This window comes from Nodosilinea sp. FACHB-131, assembly GCF_014695395.1.
Lineage (GTDB): Bacteria > Cyanobacteriota > Cyanobacteriia > Phormidesmidales > Phormidesmidaceae > Nodosilinea.
This window is the reverse complement of sequence record NZ_JACJOF010000025.1, coordinates 35,282-50,133: the sequence shown is the minus strand read 5'-3', so window position 1 is coordinate 50,133 and position 14,852 is coordinate 35,282. Positions and strand designations below refer to the sequence as shown.

Here is a 14,852-nt window from a genome sequence, read left to right as displayed (position 1 = left end):
CTGTGCGGCCCGCTGGTGCTGTGCCATAACAAGTGAATCAAGCTCGGCACCGACAGCACGCCGCCAGTGGCCAAAGCAGAACAATCCAGCAAAAACTGTTGACGAGATGCATCGTCTCAAGATGCCCTGATTGACTTAGCCCTAAACCTTTTGTTGAATGAGCCATTCGCCCAGTAAAGCACCGCCGCCCAGCGCCCTGAATCAAATCGATCCGCTTTAGAGTTTGACCCTACAGTCAGGAAGGCCAACGGTTTGTTGCCTAATTTAGAAATACTGTCTAGGGGCTGTTAGCCCTTGATCGCTGATAGCTCAAGCTCAGCAGTTACAGCCTCTAACCTGGTTTTGTCGGGCGGGGTAACACTGATGCAGAATTTTAGCCGGAATGAACCACACGCCCTAGCCGTCAAGGTGCCTAGCCACCTTGACGGGGTTCCCCAGAATTGCACTGACTGTTGGCATAGCTACCTACCGTTGGTGAGCCCTATTCGACGCCCAACCCTGGAAAATAGGTGGGCAATACGTAAAAAAGGCAACCAAATCCCAGCAATTTTAGGTACTACAACCTCATGTATGCCTTTAGACAAAGGTTAACTATTTCTTTGGATGGTCTCGCCAACTAAATCGTTTGGCTATTGTTATTTGTAAGGAAAAGGCACTGATTGCCTACAACATTTGGAGAGAAGGGAATGAACATTCTAGCTTGGATCGTATTGGGTTTGATTGCTGGTGCAATTGCTAAAGCTATTTATCCCGGACATCAGAGTGGCGGCATCTTGGGTACGCTAATTCTAGGTGTGATTGGTGCATTTGTTGGGGGTAGCCTCTACACTCTGCTAACCACAGGATCGTTAGCCCTAACGGCAACTGGTCTCAGCATTGGTGGTGTAGTAATCGCTGTTTTGGGCGCAATTGTTGCCCTGTTCATCTACTACGCAGTTGCCAAGCGTGCCGTTTAATTGTCAGCTACTAGCCATAAATCGAAATAGATAAGCACCAATAAACCGGATTGTAAGCGGGTGGCGATCGCCACCCGCTGGGGGTCAAAACTTGGCACACTGCCCGGTGACTCTCTTCCACTAACTGGGCTTATCTATTTTTGTGCGTATGGGTGTAATAGTCGAGGGCAGCGGTGAAGCAAGTTGTCCCAAATCATTTTTTGAGGTAGGTTAGCAGCAGTTTCTCCTGCGTTGTGTCGATAGGTTTTGTGTGAGCGATAACGTAAACCAGTCTCAGGTCTTAAAACAGACGCTACAGGCCTTTGTACTAGATGCTGAGGGCGATCTGGCAACAGCCTTAGAACAATACAGCGCCGATCAGCTGAAGCTTTGGTCAGCTACCAACTTGCAAGGCGTTAATCGTTCAAACCTAGCGATTGATATGTTTTTAACCGAGGGTCAGGTGGCTGGCCAGTCGGTGTTGGACATTTTTATTGAAAATCAACCCAGCTTGTCTCAGAGTGACCAGGCTTTGGCTGAGGGTTGGAAAAAAACTTTTAATGGCCTGTTTAAGGTACTTCAAGCTACCCCAGGGCGCTATGAGGTAATGAACTGGCTGACGGAAAAGCGCTACTGGGTTGAGCCGAATGAAGCACAGTCAGCCGAGGAACTGGCTCGCCTTGGCCCTGGAGAGATTGTCGTCACTCGTCTGTCGCCGGACGTGGGCGATGCCTGGACGTTCTCAGGTCCTTTAATGCTGCTGGGTAAGCTGGGCAAGCCCAAGCTTGCCGTTGCGATCGGCAACTTCAAAAATTGGTTTCCCAACCATTTGTATGGCGATGCCCCTGAGCTTTTAGAAGAAGCTTGGAAATCTGTGGAGCGTTATCACCACGATTTTGTGGATTTTTTTGGGAGCGATCGCATTACCCTGTCGGGATATGAGCTGAACAAAAAGCTCAAAGAGTATCAAGAGATTTCTACCCAGCGCCGGTTAGAAGCGCTCGGCATTGACAGTTCTAAGTCACTTAAGGAATTGGTTGCTGAGTCTGGGGTTTCTGAGGAAGAGGTGGCTGAGTCGATGGCCTCATTTGGCAAAGACGGGCACGAGGTAGAACGTCTTCTAAAGGATGACAAGGCGATTAAGATGGCAACGCCGCCCATCAATCTCCCCGATGAGCTGCGTCGGGCAGAAGCTGTGACAGTGTTTGTTCACCCCCGCTGGGGCCAGACGTTCCTAAAAGACTATGTGCGTCTGACCCAGCTGTTTGAAGCGACCGATGACGCATCTGTGACCAAGGCGGACCAGCTGATTCAAAAATATCTTAAGGAAGATGCGGTCAACGCCTATGTTTGGCGCTGCTTTGCTGAAGACAACGCCACACCGTTGATGGAGTCTCTGGGGAGACAGTTTAACCGTTTAGACCTAACCGTAGACGATCTGGACGATGTTTTAGTACAGGCCGGCAAGCCCTTAGAACCGAAGCTTCCAGAGATTGCCAGCGTGCCGATGCATCTGCAAGATTTGTTTCAGGAAGCGATGAAAGAGGTGGATCAAGGTTCCTCAAAGAAAAAGTCGAAGGGCAAACAAAAGCAAAAAACCGGCTTTGCCGTTTAGAGGCTATTTGATAGGGCATCTGCTGTAGGTCATCTGTCTGCGCTCCCCCTGGCAAACATTAGGGCTGGCTCATAGTCGCTAGGGAAATTCTGCACTATGGGTCAACTCCGTCTGGCAGAAAGAGAAGCGATCGCCCCCATTCCCTGACAAATCGCTGATCTTGTGCTCCAATTTGTTTTAAACCAACTGGGGAAACGTTATGCCTAACGTCTGGCCACCGCTACCTCTCGACGATTGGCAGGACACTTACGCCACGCTGCACCTGTGGACTCAAATTGTGGGCAAGATTCGGCTAGTGCAAACGCCCTGGATTAACCACTCCTGGCATGTGCCACTGTATTTGACCGCACGGGGTCTAACGACCAGCACCATTCCGAGTGCTGACCAGATTTTTCAGATTGACTTTGACTTCTTTGACCACCAGCTGCGCATTGCCACCAGCGAAGGCATTGTGCGAACGGTCGAGCTACGGCCTCGGTCAGTAGCCGACTTTTATCGCGCCGTGATGGCGGCTTTGGCAGACCTGAATATTACCGTTCGCATTCACACCACGCCCAACGAGATTGCGGACGCAATTCCCTTTGAGCAGGATGAAACCCATGGGGCCTACGACGCCGATGCGGCGCAGCGGTTTTGGCGGGTGCTGTTGCAGAGCGATCGCGTCTTTCGGGAGTTTCGCTCTCACTTTGCGGGTAAGGTGAGCCCAGTACATTTTTTTTGGGGCAGCTTTGATTTGGCGGTGACGCGATTTTCGGGGCGACCGGCACCGGAGCATGGCGGGGGTGTGCCCAACTTGCCCGACGATGTCGCTAAAGAAGCCTACTGCCAAGAGGTGAGCAGCGCCGGGTTTTGGCCTGGAATGGGCCTGGGCTACCCAGCCTTCTACTCCTACGCCTATCCGGTGCCAGAGGGCTTCAAGAATGCGCCGGTTCAGCCGGAGGCGGCCTTTTTCCACGAAGGGCTGGGGGAGTTTGTCTTGCCCTACGATGCGGTGCGCCAGGCTGCTGACCCTGACCAAGCGCTGCTAAAGTTTCTGCACAGTACCTATGAGGCCGCTGCTAATCTAGCCAATTGGGATACCGCAGCGCTGCAACAGACCTGGTTCAAATAGCGCTATGCGGCAGGGTAAGGGGTGCAGAATCAGGATTTGAAAGATTACAAGGCTGGCCCCATGAGCTGGTTAATATCGCTGATCAGTTTAGGAAGGTTGGTCTGGATGATATCCCAGACAACAGCATCTGAGACAGCTCCGTAGCTGTGGGTTGATAGATTGCGGAAGCCTACGATTTTACGGGCATCAGAAATTTGGCTTTCTAGGTCGGGCGATCGCTTAATGACTAGATTTAAGGCTTCACCAATGGTAATAAACTGGCGCTCTACAGCAGAGCTAATTAGCGTGTTGGTTCGATAGCTGTCAAAAGTTTGGTCAGCGACAAAGCCCTAAATAAGCTGGCAGGCCTGTTGAATGTCATATAAGTAGGTTTGAATGTCAGCATCCATGGATAGTTAAACGACTAGGGGCAATGGCTTGCAAAAAGTAAGGGTTTTTGATCGCTTTGACATCAACTAAGTCTATGGTTCGCCCTAAAGTATCGCTTAACCCCTGCCTTAGCCCAAAGAAGCGATCGGCTGCCCCTTCGGGAGTATCGACCAGAAAATCTACTATAAAATCAAGGTCGCTAGTAGCAGGGTCGAAGGTTAGTTGTGTAGCCGAACCAAAGAGATCGAGCTGAGCAACTTGATTGAGTTGGCAGAGTTTTGCAATCTCAAACTGCTTACTCCTAACGGCCTCAATAGCTGAGGCAAAAGCTAACGCAGGCAGTACTTCTGCATCGAGTTGATCCATAGCCAATTGGCTCCTTTATAAATGAGCTGCGCTAATTGTAACCATCCTCTTACCTGCTGCTAAAGAGCGAGGTTGCTTCCTCGCTAATTTCTGCCTAAACCGTCTCGGATAGCAAAAACTCGGAGGGCGGGTATTGACCATCATTCAACTCAGCAGCCAACCGGTTCCGCTCTACCTTCATGCTAGGCTATCGTCTTTCTGTTACAGAAGGCAGAACGCTGAAAACCACCTCTCAGTACCTACTGAGAGGTGGTTACAACCCGACATGGCTCAATACTTGCCTAAGCAGAAGCTGCTGATTCGGGCTCGCGGTCTAGGACTTCGCGGGCCTTTAGAGATAGCCCAATACGAGAAATGCCCGAGAAGAGAATACTGGCACCGACTAAAGTACCTAGTAGCCAAGGAGCATCGAAGGGAAATTGAAACCAGATCATGGCCCCCAGAATTAGGGTGACGATGCCGTTGCCCAAAGCCCAGGTCCAGTTTTGTTGAGGCCGCAGTCGAAAGGCGAGAATGAGCTCAAACACGCCCTCGGTGAGCAAAAAGCTACCAAGCAAAAGGGTCAACGTGAGTATCCCATTGCGTGGATTAACGAACAGCATAATACCTGTAGCGATGTAGAGAATACCCAGCAGCGCTTTCCAAAGGGTTCCGCCTTGCTCACGTGTCTGATAGGCATAGACCAGTTTAGTTGCCCCAGCGGAAGCCAGAATTATGGCTACCCAGGTCTCAACAAAAATGGTCGAAACGATGGGCAATGCGATCGCAACCACACCCAAAATGGCTAGAACAACGCCGGTCCACAGGGAGCGATCGCGAACCTGTTTAATATCTACTGAAGTATCACTGACCATGAAATATTCCTCCTGATTTAGCGATAGGCTTCTTCAAGTTAAGAAATCTTTCAGCGATCGAGTAGAACCATAGGGTAGAACGTGTCTGAAAGCGCAACGATTTTTGGGTTGAGATACAACGCTGAAGTGCAAAATCTTTTCCGGCTAATTTTGAAAGATGGCTTAGCCCTCTGTTAAACCGCACAACGCCTACGATACAAGCGATCGCGGCAGCAGCAGTAGACGGTCGGGATCACCGTTAAATACCTTTACCCATCCACTGGCATAGCCTCGACTATAGCCCTAGCAGGAGGATGCGGATTCAATCCTCCGTTAAGTTGCAGGTGATGGCTCAGAGTTCGGACTTTACTGCTAAAGCGTGCTTTTTGGGGCCACCTGTACAAGCTGCAACAAAAGGATTTTTTATGACTGCTTACACAACCGCTAACGACCCTAACCAGGCTCTGAATGTCTTTAAAAGCTTAGATACAGATGCGCAACTAGCACTGCTGTGGTTTGTCTACGAGGAGATGGGAGAGCGCATCACGCCTGCTGCGCCTGGCTCTGCATCCCCTGAAATTGCCAATGGTCTTTACAACCAGGTCAAAGAGGTAGATCAGCAAAAGCAGCTTGACACCATGCGGGCGATCGCACGATGCGATGCCTCTAACCAAATCAGCCGAGAGTATGGCTCTTTGAGCGCCAACACAAAACTGGCTTTTTGGTACTACCTGGCCCAAGGTATGGATAGTGGTGAGATTATCCCGATGCCCGACGACTATGAGCTTTCTAACCAGGGGCAAGACCTGCTGGCTGCTCTAGAAACCATGGGCTTCGAAGAGCAAATTACCTTTCTGCGCGACGCTGCCCTTGGCATGGGCGCGGAACCCGCCAGCGGTTCTGACATCTAGGCTTAGCGCAGGTGTTCCTCCCAGCCAATTGAGTTGTGCTGGGAGGAGATACTCTGAAGCTGCGGAACTACTGAGGCAAACCTACAAGACAATTTGATGCCTCAAAAGCAGCTATAGTCTCAGGGTAGTATTGCCCTAGATCTTCAGACAGATTGGGCAGCGGTCGGGGATGAGCATACTCATAAAAACTGGGCTGATTGTCATAGACCGCTGCGTTGCCCAAGAAGTTGTTGTCTAGAAAGAAGACTTGGTTTTGGTCGGTGTACAGTTTGCCGTCTCTGACCTGACCGGTGTAAAGCTTGCTCTCATCTTGGTATACATCGAGGATGCAAACTCCTCCTCTGGCGGTAGCCGGATAGATATGAAGGGATTCTTCAATGGCAGTCCATTCGCCCAGAAATGGGGCGATCGCCGGATCAACGTCAGCCCAAGCTTCTGCGTAAGCCGATCTCTCCTGCCACTCTTCAAAGGTGCGGCGATCACTGTAGAAACCGCTGGCTTGAAGGTCTGGAATCTTGCGCCTCAGTTCCTGGGCTAGCTGCTGAAGTTCTGTCGCAGTTGGATATCGCTCAGACTGGGCGATCGCAGGCTGAGCCAAGATCGCCAGCACCAAAACCCAAACGCCACCGAGTTGGAGTTGTCTCATTAGACTGCTTGCCCTTGTTGATCACTGTTTTATAGGATCTTCTCGCAGGACGGCCCTATACCGTCCTAATCATCTACCCCTATTAGAATTCCGGGCTGTTGATCGTTTCTTTATTTAAGATGCGATTGATGCGATCGCGGTTGCGGGTCTTTTGTAGCCTGCACTAGCCAAACTCCTCGTTCTGGCTGATGGCCACCCACCTCTGCCGTAACCGGCATAGACTCTGGATATCTGCCATGGGCAATGCCAACATCCTGGGGTCGGCTAACTCTAGCGCTCCAGCCATAGTGCTTTAGCAGCTGCTGGGGCTCGTCGCAGCCAAACTGCCAGTGGCGCACTACACGCCCTCTATCGTCTTTCTGAGCTCGCTGAGCAGCCCGAATGGAACCACTGGTTACTCCATCCATACCCAAAACGCTGCCAGGGCAGCTTAGCGTGGCGATAGTTTTTAGAAGGGCGTGGACTGAAGGCTCTGGCAAATACATCACCACGCCTTCGAGGAGCCAAATTGTGGGCAGTTGTCTCAAGCCTGCCTTTAGGAGGCGGGCCATCCAGCCGGTTTGCACGTCTTCTAAGTCACCAGCAATCAGGTGGTGGCGGCAGTTGGGCTCCTGGTTTTGCAGAATATTGGCTTTATAGTCTAAGACCGCTGGCACATCGACTTCGTAGAGGCTAGTGGCTAATGGCCAGGGTAGTCGATAGGCTCGAGTATCTAGCCCCGAACCCAGGATGACAACTTGAAGCTCAGGTAGCTGGGTCAGGGTGGTTAGCAGCAGGTCATCGAAGAAGCGGGTGCGAATGGCAATGTAGCGGGTGCGCTTGATGATCACGTCTTCTAAGGCGCGCCCCTGCTGTGCAGAAACTTGCTGCCATTTGGCCAGAAGGTGCTCAACCTCATCCCCTGCCAATGCCGCCGCATAGGGATCATTAAACAGTGGCAGCGGCAGGGATTGCTCAATGGCCCGCTTGGCCGCCACGATTTTAGCGGTGTAGGAGATGGGGTCAACGGAGGTGGGTGGCACAGCAGAATTTTGGCAGCTACGTTTTAGAAGCGGTTTGGCAAGGGATCTGTCGGGGCTTTAGTCACTGGATGCTTCCCCTGCCCCCCCTAGAAAGGGGTGTGTCCAGGCTCAATCTCCCTTCTTACAGGCGCTCTCTTACAGTTTGGGCTGATTTTACCCGGTTGTTCTCTAGATCTGTTTTACCGATGTGGGCAGGTCTGTTGGGTTGGGCCAGTTTGAAATTGTGATCTGCATCATCTCAGAGGAGGGTGTTGCTCACGTTCTAGGGCTAGAACTATCACCGAGCGACCAACACCGCTATCACTTCGTGAATCGAGGATTCAGGGGATTATGAATTCATTGAGACAAACTAAGCGTCACTCAGGAGCCCCCCAGCTATGCAACCTACCTATCGCGGCGTTTCCTGCACCCGATAGACAACTTAACGACTTTCCTCCTACAACAACGACCTACTTACCCCGCTGGCGACAGTGGGGTTTTTTGTGGCTAGCAAATCTGACCGTTAACTCCTGTGGATGAGGAAAAGAGGTTAGGGGCTACGGTTCTTTCCTCAGCTCTTCACTGCTACTCTCTTGGCAAATACTTGCCAGGGGCTTTCGTTAGTCATTTGCTCCAGCAACTCTAGAGTGAGTAAGGGAAGAGCTACCACGCCCATGGTTTAGCTACTATCCCTTCTAATCAACCCAAGAAATATCATCCACTGTAGGCTCGGTTGGCTCTTTAGCTGGTGAGCCTTCAACCGTCGTTTGCGGGCTGGGTTGCGCCTGAGTAGCCTGCGGTTTTGACTGAGCCTGACCGGCTTGGTTAAGGCGATCGCTCTCATTCGCCTGCTTCCGCTTCATGAAAGCAGAGGACGCAGACTCCTCCGGTGCCAGCGATCGCAGAAACCAATCTAGCGTCTCTTGAGAAAGCCAGCCGTGCAAAACCGCCAGCGCTCCAATTCTCAGCCCCGCCTGCTTTTGTTCCTTCAGTAGGGCGTCTACTTGTTGAGAATTCAGCAGCCCCGCCTGCTGAAAGTAATAGCCAATGGGGTTATCCCGACCGGCTGTAGCAAGCTGCGGCCACTGTTCAGCAAAAAACTCAATAGCGTCGCGCTTGACCCAACCGCGCAGCTCAAGAATGTCGCCTATTCTCAGATCAGGCTGCCACTGCTGATCCTGGAGCACTACATCAAGCTGCGCCTGGGACAGCAATCCTGCCCGTTGCAGCATTTCTCCGAGGGGTCTGGTTTTAGGCTGAGCTGGCATGGCTAAACGGGTGTACACACAAAATAAACTTCTACACCAGAAAACTCTGAACCCTTGATGTCTTGTGCTCTCTTTAAAGGCCGAGATCTTTAAAGTTGTACACTACTCGGAGTCGAGGTGGCTTCGAACGAACTTATTCTGAAAAATAAAGTTGTATACCAGTTGGAGCAGGCAATTGCCAGGTCACAAGCAACAAACCGGACAAGCTTTCTTAACTATAGGTGAGACGCTTGGGAGGCAGCAAGATAAGCTATGGTGCAACCTCTGCTCGTCAAGAAAGTGGATTTGATGTGCCAAAACCAGCTGTGGGGATGTATTTGACGTGCTTCAGACCAGCTTTATACTCAGACCAGTTGCGGACTCGGTACTGCATCGGCGTCAGGTTTTGGGTGGTACTTAAACCTTGGGCCATCACCCCGTCCGTAACACCCCATACCATGCAACAACGCCGTTTGGGGTGATAATCTGGGAGTGCATCCCCAGTTGTAAACCTGGCATTCGTTCTCTCTTCTCCAGTTTGGGTCAAACGAGAAATAGTCAGATTGCGTCCAGGTATCTTTAGTCAACGTGTCTATGGTTGCACTGCTCGGTTATCACCCCCAAGCGCTGCTGTACGAGAGCGCCAATTCGCGGGTGTATCGAGCTACCACGGCAGCTGACGCCCAGCCCGTGATTCTCAAGGTGCTCAGCCCAGACTACCCGACACCGGCCGAGCTAGCCCGTTACCGGCGAGAGTACGAAATCCTCAGCAGCCTATCCGGGGCGGGCATTGTCCGAGCCTACAGCTTGGCATCCTATGAAAAAACCCTGGTGATTATTCTGGAGGATTTTGGAGCGATCGCCCTGCGCGATGTGATCCACCAGGAGTCCCTTAGCCTAGAGCAATTTTTAGAATTAGCCATTGCCATCACCGCTGCCCTGGCCCAAATTCACGCTGCCAATATTATTCACAAAGATATCAACCCCGCCAATATTGTTTTGAATTGGCAAACCGGGCAGGTCAAAATCATTGACTTTGGCATTGCCACCCGCATCAACCAACTCAGACCCAGCCTCAAGCATCCCAACGTTTTAGAGGGCACCCTAGCCTATCTTTCGCCAGAGCAAACTGGGCGGATGAATCGGCTTTTAGACTACCGCACCGACTTTTATTCCCTTGGGGTAACCTGCTTTGAGCTGTTGACCCAGCAGCTGCCCTTCTATGCCGCCGATCCCCTGGAACTGATCCACAGCCACCTGGCCAAGCAGCCCCCCGACCCCACAGCCCTGAATCCGGCAATCCCGCCCCTAGTGTCGGCCATCGTGCTCAAACTGCTGAGCAAAAATCCTGAGGATCGCTACCAAAGCGCCCTGGGCCTTCAGGCAGATTTGGAGTATTGCCTGGCCCAATGGCGACAGCAGGGGGCGATCGCAATGGTGCCCCTGGGCCGCGAAGACTATGTTGCCTGGCTGAGCATTTCCCCAAAACTCTACGGTCGAGAGGACGATTTGGCTGCGCTGCTGGCGGCCTTTGACCGCATTGCCACTGGCAGCGAGGTCACCACCGAGGCCACCGGAGCCCAGTCCCACCGCCCAGAAATGATCACTGTCACCGGCTACTCGGGCATTGGTAAGACGACGCTGGTGCGCGAGATCTATCGGCCAATCACCGAGCGGCGGGGCTACTTTATTACCGGCAAGTTTAACCAGCTCCAGCGCACCATTCCCTACAGCGCCCTGGCGGCTGCCTTTAGCGACCTGGTCAAACAGCTGCTGACCGAAAGCCCAGAGGCCCTACAGCAGTGGCAGGCTAAGCTGCGGGCGGCGCTGGGAGCTAGTGGCCAGGTGATTGTCGAGGTGATTCCCGCTGTAGAACTGGTGATTGGCCCGCAGCAGCCGGTGCCCGCCCTGGGGCCCGCCGAAACCAAAAACCGCTTTCAACGGGTCTTCCAAACGTTTGTTCGTGCCCTTAGCGATCCGGCCCACCCGCTGGTGATCTTTCTTGATGATTTGCAGTGGGCCGATGCCGGTAGCCTGCAGCTGATTCAGCTGATGCTGAGCGATCGCGACGCCCGATCGCTGCTGCTGATTGGGGCTTACCGCAGCAACGAGGTCAGCAGCACCCACCCGCTGACTATGGCCCTGAAAGGTCTGGCGGCTGGGGGAGTGCCCCTCACCCAGATTCTGCTCCACCCCCTCATCGTCGATCACCTCAGCCAGCTCCTGGCCGACAGTCTCCACAGCGATGTCGACACCACCCGGCCCCTGGCCGAGCTGATTCACCACAAAACCAACGGCAACCCCTTCTTTGCCAACGAGTTTCTAAAGACCCTGGCGACGGAAAACTTACTGCATTTCGATCTAGATCAGCGCCTCTGGGTCTGGGACATTGCCCAGATTCAGGCCCAGGCCATCACCGACAATGTGGTCGAGTTGATGACGGAGAAGCTGCGCAAGCTGACCCCCAAAACCCAGGAGGTGTTGCAGTTAGCCGCCTGTATTGGGGCCAGCTTTAGCCTCAACACCCTGGCGGTGATCGCCCAGCAGCCACAGGCGGCGACCGGCGCCGATCTGTTTCCCGCCCTCCAGGCGGGACTGGTACTGGCCCCCAGCGAACTCGACGATCAGGGGGCGATGCAGGCCTATCGCTTTCTCCACGACCGGGTGCAGCAGGCGGCCTATGCCCTGATTCCAGAGCCGCAGAAGCAGCGGCTGCACTGGCAAATTGGCCAGCTGTTACTCAACGACAGCCCCAGTCACCCACGGGCCGAGAGCGGCGATGAGGCCCTGTTTACCATCGTCGATCACCTCAACATGGGGCGATCGCAGCTGACCACCGAGGCTGAGCGCCTGGAGTTGGCCCAGCTCAATCTGCGATCGGCCCGCAAGGCCAAAGCTTCTACCGCTTACCAGGCCGCCCACAGCTACCTGGCGGTGGGGTTAGCCTGCCTGCCTGCCGCTGCCTGGGATCAACAGTACGCCCTCACCCTAGCGCTCCATCAGGAGCAGGCGGAGGTAGAGTACCTAATCGGCAACTTTGAGGCCTCTCGGCAGATCCTCAATACCATTCTCCGCCATGCTACGGCGGTGGTCGACCAGGCAGAGGCCTACAACCTGCTGGTGGTGCAGTCTACTCTCAAAACCGACTACGCCGCTGCTCTAGACTACGGGCGGCGAGCCCTGGCCCTGCTGGGGGTCGAGTTTCCCGCAGACCAGTACGAGGCGGCCTTTGAGCAGCAATATCGGCAGTTTCAGGCCCGCCTGGGCGATCGCCCGCTGTCGGCACTGCTGGATCAGCCAGAAATTGCCGAGGCCGAACAGCGCCTGGCGGTGAAGGTGCTTTCGAATATGGGGTCGGCGGCCTACCGATACCGGCAGGTGATCTGGCAGGTGGTGGTCACCGTGTCGATGAGCCTCTTTCTGGAGTACGGCAACGGGCCCGAGTCGTGCTACGGCTACTCGAACTACGGCACCCTGCTGGGCTCGGTACTGGGCGACTACGCAGCGGGCTACGAATCCTGCCTGATCTCGATGCAGCTTAGCGATCGCTACCAAAGCCTCACCCAGCGATCGCGGGACTGCTTCATTCTGAGCAATTTTGTCCACTCCTGGGTGCAGCCCCTGCGGCTGGCCGATGCGATTAACCAGGAGGGGGTGCGTGCCGGTCTGGAATCCGGGGAATTTCAGTACGTCGGCTACTCCCTCAGCTACCGCATCTCCAATTTGATGGCCCAGGGCAAACCCCTGCCAGAACTCACCGAGCAGGTGCAGGAGGCGCTGCTGTTTTGCCAGGGGGTGAACAATCAGTGGGCGATCGATGTGCTGGAGGGTTACCAGCTGATACTGGCCAACCTGGCCGGGCAGACCGCCGATCGCCTCAGCTTTGAGCTGCCGACCCTGAGCGAAAGTGACTATCTCCAGGCCTGCGAAGCTCACAAAAACTATAGCGCCCTGTGCCGTTACGCTATTGCCAAGGCCCTGGCGCTCTACCTGTACCACGAAGACGTAGCGGCCTGGGCCTGCATCGAGCGGGCGCTGGCGTTGCAAAACTATATTTTGGGGGTGATCTCCAACGCCGATCTGCATTTCTACGGAGCGCTGATTTTGCTGCGCCTGGCCCACAACGCCACCGATCGCCAGCGGGCGGAGTACCAGCAGCAGGTGGCCCTCCATTTTGCCAAACTGGAGCGCTGGGCCACCAGTTGCCCCGACAACTTTCAGCACAAGGTTTGGCTGCTGGAGGCCGAACTGGCCCAGCTCCAAGGCAGTTCCCTGGATTACACTCTCGACCGCTACGACCGGGCGATCGCCGCCGCTGCCGCCCAGGGTTTTTTGCAGGATGAGGCCATCGGCCACGAGTGCGCCGTCAGCTTCTGGCAGCGCCGCCACAAGCCCGACTTTGCCCGCAGCCACAGGCAAAAAGCCCGCTACACCTACGGCCAATGGGGGGCAACGGGCAAGGTAAAACAGCTAGACTTGCCGGAGAGTGGCAACTCGGAGAGCCTCTGGCACCCCAGCGGCACCACCACCACTGGGACCACCTCCGGCCAGGCCCTCGATCTGAGCACGCTAATGAAGGCCTCCCAAGCGATCGCCAGCGAGATCGTGCTGGACCAACTGCTGGCTCGGCTGATGGAGGTGCTGGTAGAAAATGCTGGAGCCCAGCGGGGCCATCTGATGCTGGAGTCGGCGGGCAGCTTTTATATCGAGGCCACCAGCGAGATCGATGGCGAAACCACGGTGCTGGCCTCGCTGCCTATAGCCGACCGGGTACCCGTGAGCGTGATCAACTATGTGCTGCGCACCCAAGACAGCTTAGTGCTCCACCAGATAACCGAAACCGCACTGGGCCAGGATCCCTACATTCAACGCCATCGCCCCCAATCGATCCTCTGTACACCGCTGATCCATCAGGGCAAGCTCACCGGCATTTTGTATTTAGAGAATCGCCTGGTGGCCGAGGTCTTTACCCACGATCGCCTGGAGTTGCTCAAGCTGCTGTCGGCCCAGGCAGCCATTTCTCTGGAGAATGCCCGCCTGTACGCCACCCTGGAGCAAAAGGTGCTGGAGCGCACCCAGGAATTAACTGCTGAAAAGGCCCTCTCCGAGCGGTTGCTGCTCAACATTTTGCCGGAGTCAGTGGCAGAGCGGCTCAAACGGCAGAATCAGGCGATCGCCGACGGCTTTGACGCGGTCACCGTGCTGTTTGCCGACATTGTCGGCTTCACCCGCTTTGCCAGCCAGATTCCCCCCCAACAGCTAGTAGATCTGCTCAACCACATCTTTTCCCAGTTCGACCAACTCTGCGATCGGCACGGCCTAGAAAAAATCAAAACGATCGGCGATGCCTACATGGTGGCCGGTGGCTTGCCCGAGCCCCACCCCGACCACGCCGCCGCCATTGCCGATATGGCCCTGGCCATGCAAGCTGCCATTCAGAAACCCCTAGTCCTATCCACTCTGCCCCAATGGCTGCCCCCCCAAGACATTGCCATTCGCATTGGTATTCACACAGGGCCCGTGGTAGCTGGGGTAATCGGCACCAAAAAGTTTACCTACGACCTGTGGGGCGATACGGTCAATGTCGCCAGCCGCATGGAAACCCAGGGGCAGGGCGGTAAAATTCAGGTCTCCACCACCACCTACGAACAGCTTAAGGGGCGCTACTACTTGCAGCGGCGGGGAGCGATCGCCGTCAAAGGCTGGGGCGAAATGGTCACCTACTGGCTGGCAGGGCCACGCTAAGGCCCCTGAGGGTTCTAGACGGCCTTAGACTGTTAGCTAGGCGAGCCCTTTCACCAAGACCCGCCCGCCTCCG

10 protein-coding genes and 1 pseudogene are annotated in these 14,852 nt (G+C 54.5%); 5 read left to right on the top strand and 6 right to left on the bottom strand.

Annotated features, from left to right (window positions below; translation table 11 throughout):
• Positions 1-686 precede the first annotated feature (686 nt).
• The 3 genes from H6F75_RS15475 (at position 687) to H6F75_RS15465 (ending at position 3,661) form a co-directional block, all read left to right on the top strand.
• Positions 687-956 carry a GlsB/YeaQ/YmgE family stress response membrane protein gene (locus H6F75_RS15475; RefSeq protein ID WP_073610913.1) on the top strand — a complete coding sequence of 90 codons (270 nt, stop codon included), beginning with the start codon at positions 687-689 and terminating at the stop codon, positions 954-956.
• A 250-nt stretch (positions 957-1,206) separates the two neighbouring features.
• Positions 1,207-2,550 carry a hypothetical protein gene (locus tag H6F75_RS15470; protein WP_199303961.1) on the top strand — a complete coding sequence of 448 codons (1,344 nt, stop codon included), beginning with the start codon at positions 1,207-1,209 and terminating at the stop codon, positions 2,548-2,550.
• A 199-nt stretch (positions 2,551-2,749) separates the two neighbouring features.
• Positions 2,750-3,661, top strand: coding sequence for a DUF5996 family protein (locus H6F75_RS15465; RefSeq protein WP_190753366.1), 912 nt, complete (start codon positions 2,750-2,752; stop codon positions 3,659-3,661).
• A 44-nt stretch (positions 3,662-3,705) separates the two neighbouring features.
• On the opposite strand, the pseudogene H6F75_RS28830 reads toward H6F75_RS15465, so the two are convergent.
• From H6F75_RS28830 to H6F75_RS15450, 3 genes and pseudogenes are all read right to left on the bottom strand, one after another.
• Positions 3,706-3,975, bottom strand: a pseudogene (locus H6F75_RS28830) (HepT-like ribonuclease domain-containing protein); the annotation flags it as partial.
• Positions 3,976-4,039: 64 nt separating this feature from the next.
• Positions 4,040-4,396, bottom strand: a complete 357-nt coding sequence (locus H6F75_RS15455; RefSeq protein ID WP_190753365.1) for a nucleotidyltransferase domain-containing protein — start codon at positions 4,394-4,396, stop codon at positions 4,040-4,042.
• A 281-nt stretch (positions 4,397-4,677) separates the two neighbouring features.
• Complete coding sequence (locus H6F75_RS15450; RefSeq protein WP_190753364.1) at positions 4,678-5,250, bottom strand: HdeD family acid-resistance protein; 573 nt, start codon at positions 5,248-5,250, stop codon at positions 4,678-4,680.
• A 404-nt stretch (positions 5,251-5,654) separates the two neighbouring features.
• Between H6F75_RS15450 and H6F75_RS15445 the strand changes: the two genes are divergently transcribed.
• The gene (locus H6F75_RS15445; RefSeq protein WP_190753363.1) at positions 5,655-6,140 is read left to right on the top strand and encodes an orange carotenoid protein N-terminal domain-containing protein; all 486 of its coding nucleotides are present in this window, start codon (positions 5,655-5,657) and stop codon (positions 6,138-6,140) included.
• A 67-nt stretch (positions 6,141-6,207) separates the two neighbouring features.
• Here the strand turns inward: H6F75_RS15445 and H6F75_RS15440 are convergent, their stop codons facing one another.
• The 3 genes from H6F75_RS15440 to H6F75_RS15430 all read right to left on the bottom strand — a co-directional run bounded on the left by H6F75_RS15440 (position 6,208) and on the right by H6F75_RS15430 (position 9,055).
• Positions 6,208-6,786: a hypothetical protein gene (locus H6F75_RS15440; protein WP_190753362.1), complete on the bottom strand. Its 579-nt coding sequence runs from the start codon at positions 6,784-6,786 to the stop codon at positions 6,208-6,210.
• Between the two features lie 110 nt (positions 6,787-6,896).
• Positions 6,897-7,808: an SAM-dependent methyltransferase gene (locus H6F75_RS15435; RefSeq protein ID WP_190753361.1), complete on the bottom strand. Its 912-nt coding sequence runs from the start codon at positions 7,806-7,808 to the stop codon at positions 6,897-6,899.
• A gap of 674 nt (positions 7,809-8,482) precedes the next feature.
• Positions 8,483-9,055: a hypothetical protein gene (locus H6F75_RS15430; protein WP_190753360.1), complete on the bottom strand. Its 573-nt coding sequence runs from the start codon at positions 9,053-9,055 to the stop codon at positions 8,483-8,485.
• Between the two features lie 573 nt (positions 9,056-9,628).
• On the opposite strand from H6F75_RS15430, the gene H6F75_RS28825 reads away from it, so the two are divergent.
• Positions 9,629-14,779: an adenylate/guanylate cyclase domain-containing protein gene (locus tag H6F75_RS28825; protein WP_190753359.1), complete on the top strand. Its 5,151-nt coding sequence runs from the start codon at positions 9,629-9,631 to the stop codon at positions 14,777-14,779.
• Positions 14,780-14,852: the final 73 nt, after the last annotated feature.

Excerpts from the sequence above, each read along its gene's own strand:
- H6F75_RS15475 (WP_073610913.1), top strand. The coding sequence starts at position 687 with ATGAACATTCTAGCTTGGATCGTATTGGGTTTGATTGCTGGTGCAATT.
- H6F75_RS15465 (WP_190753366.1), top strand. The coding sequence starts at position 2,750 with ATGCCTAACGTCTGGCCACCGCTACCTCTCGACGATTGGCAGGACACT.
- H6F75_RS15455 (WP_190753365.1), bottom strand. The coding sequence starts at position 4,396 with ATGGATCAACTCGATGCAGAAGTACTGCCTGCGTTAGCTTTTGCCTCA.
- H6F75_RS15450 (WP_190753364.1), bottom strand. The coding sequence starts at position 5,250 with ATGGTCAGTGATACTTCAGTAGATATTAAACAGGTTCGCGATCGCTCC.
- H6F75_RS15445 (WP_190753363.1), top strand. The coding sequence starts at position 5,655 with ATGACTGCTTACACAACCGCTAACGACCCTAACCAGGCTCTGAATGTC.
- H6F75_RS15440 (WP_190753362.1), bottom strand. The coding sequence starts at position 6,786 with ATGAGACAACTCCAACTCGGTGGCGTTTGGGTTTTGGTGCTGGCGATC.
- H6F75_RS15430 (WP_190753360.1), bottom strand. The coding sequence starts at position 9,055 with ATGCCAGCTCAGCCTAAAACCAGACCCCTCGGAGAAATGCTGCAACGG.
- H6F75_RS28825 (WP_190753359.1), top strand. The coding sequence starts at position 9,629 with ATGGTTGCACTGCTCGGTTATCACCCCCAAGCGCTGCTGTACGAGAGC.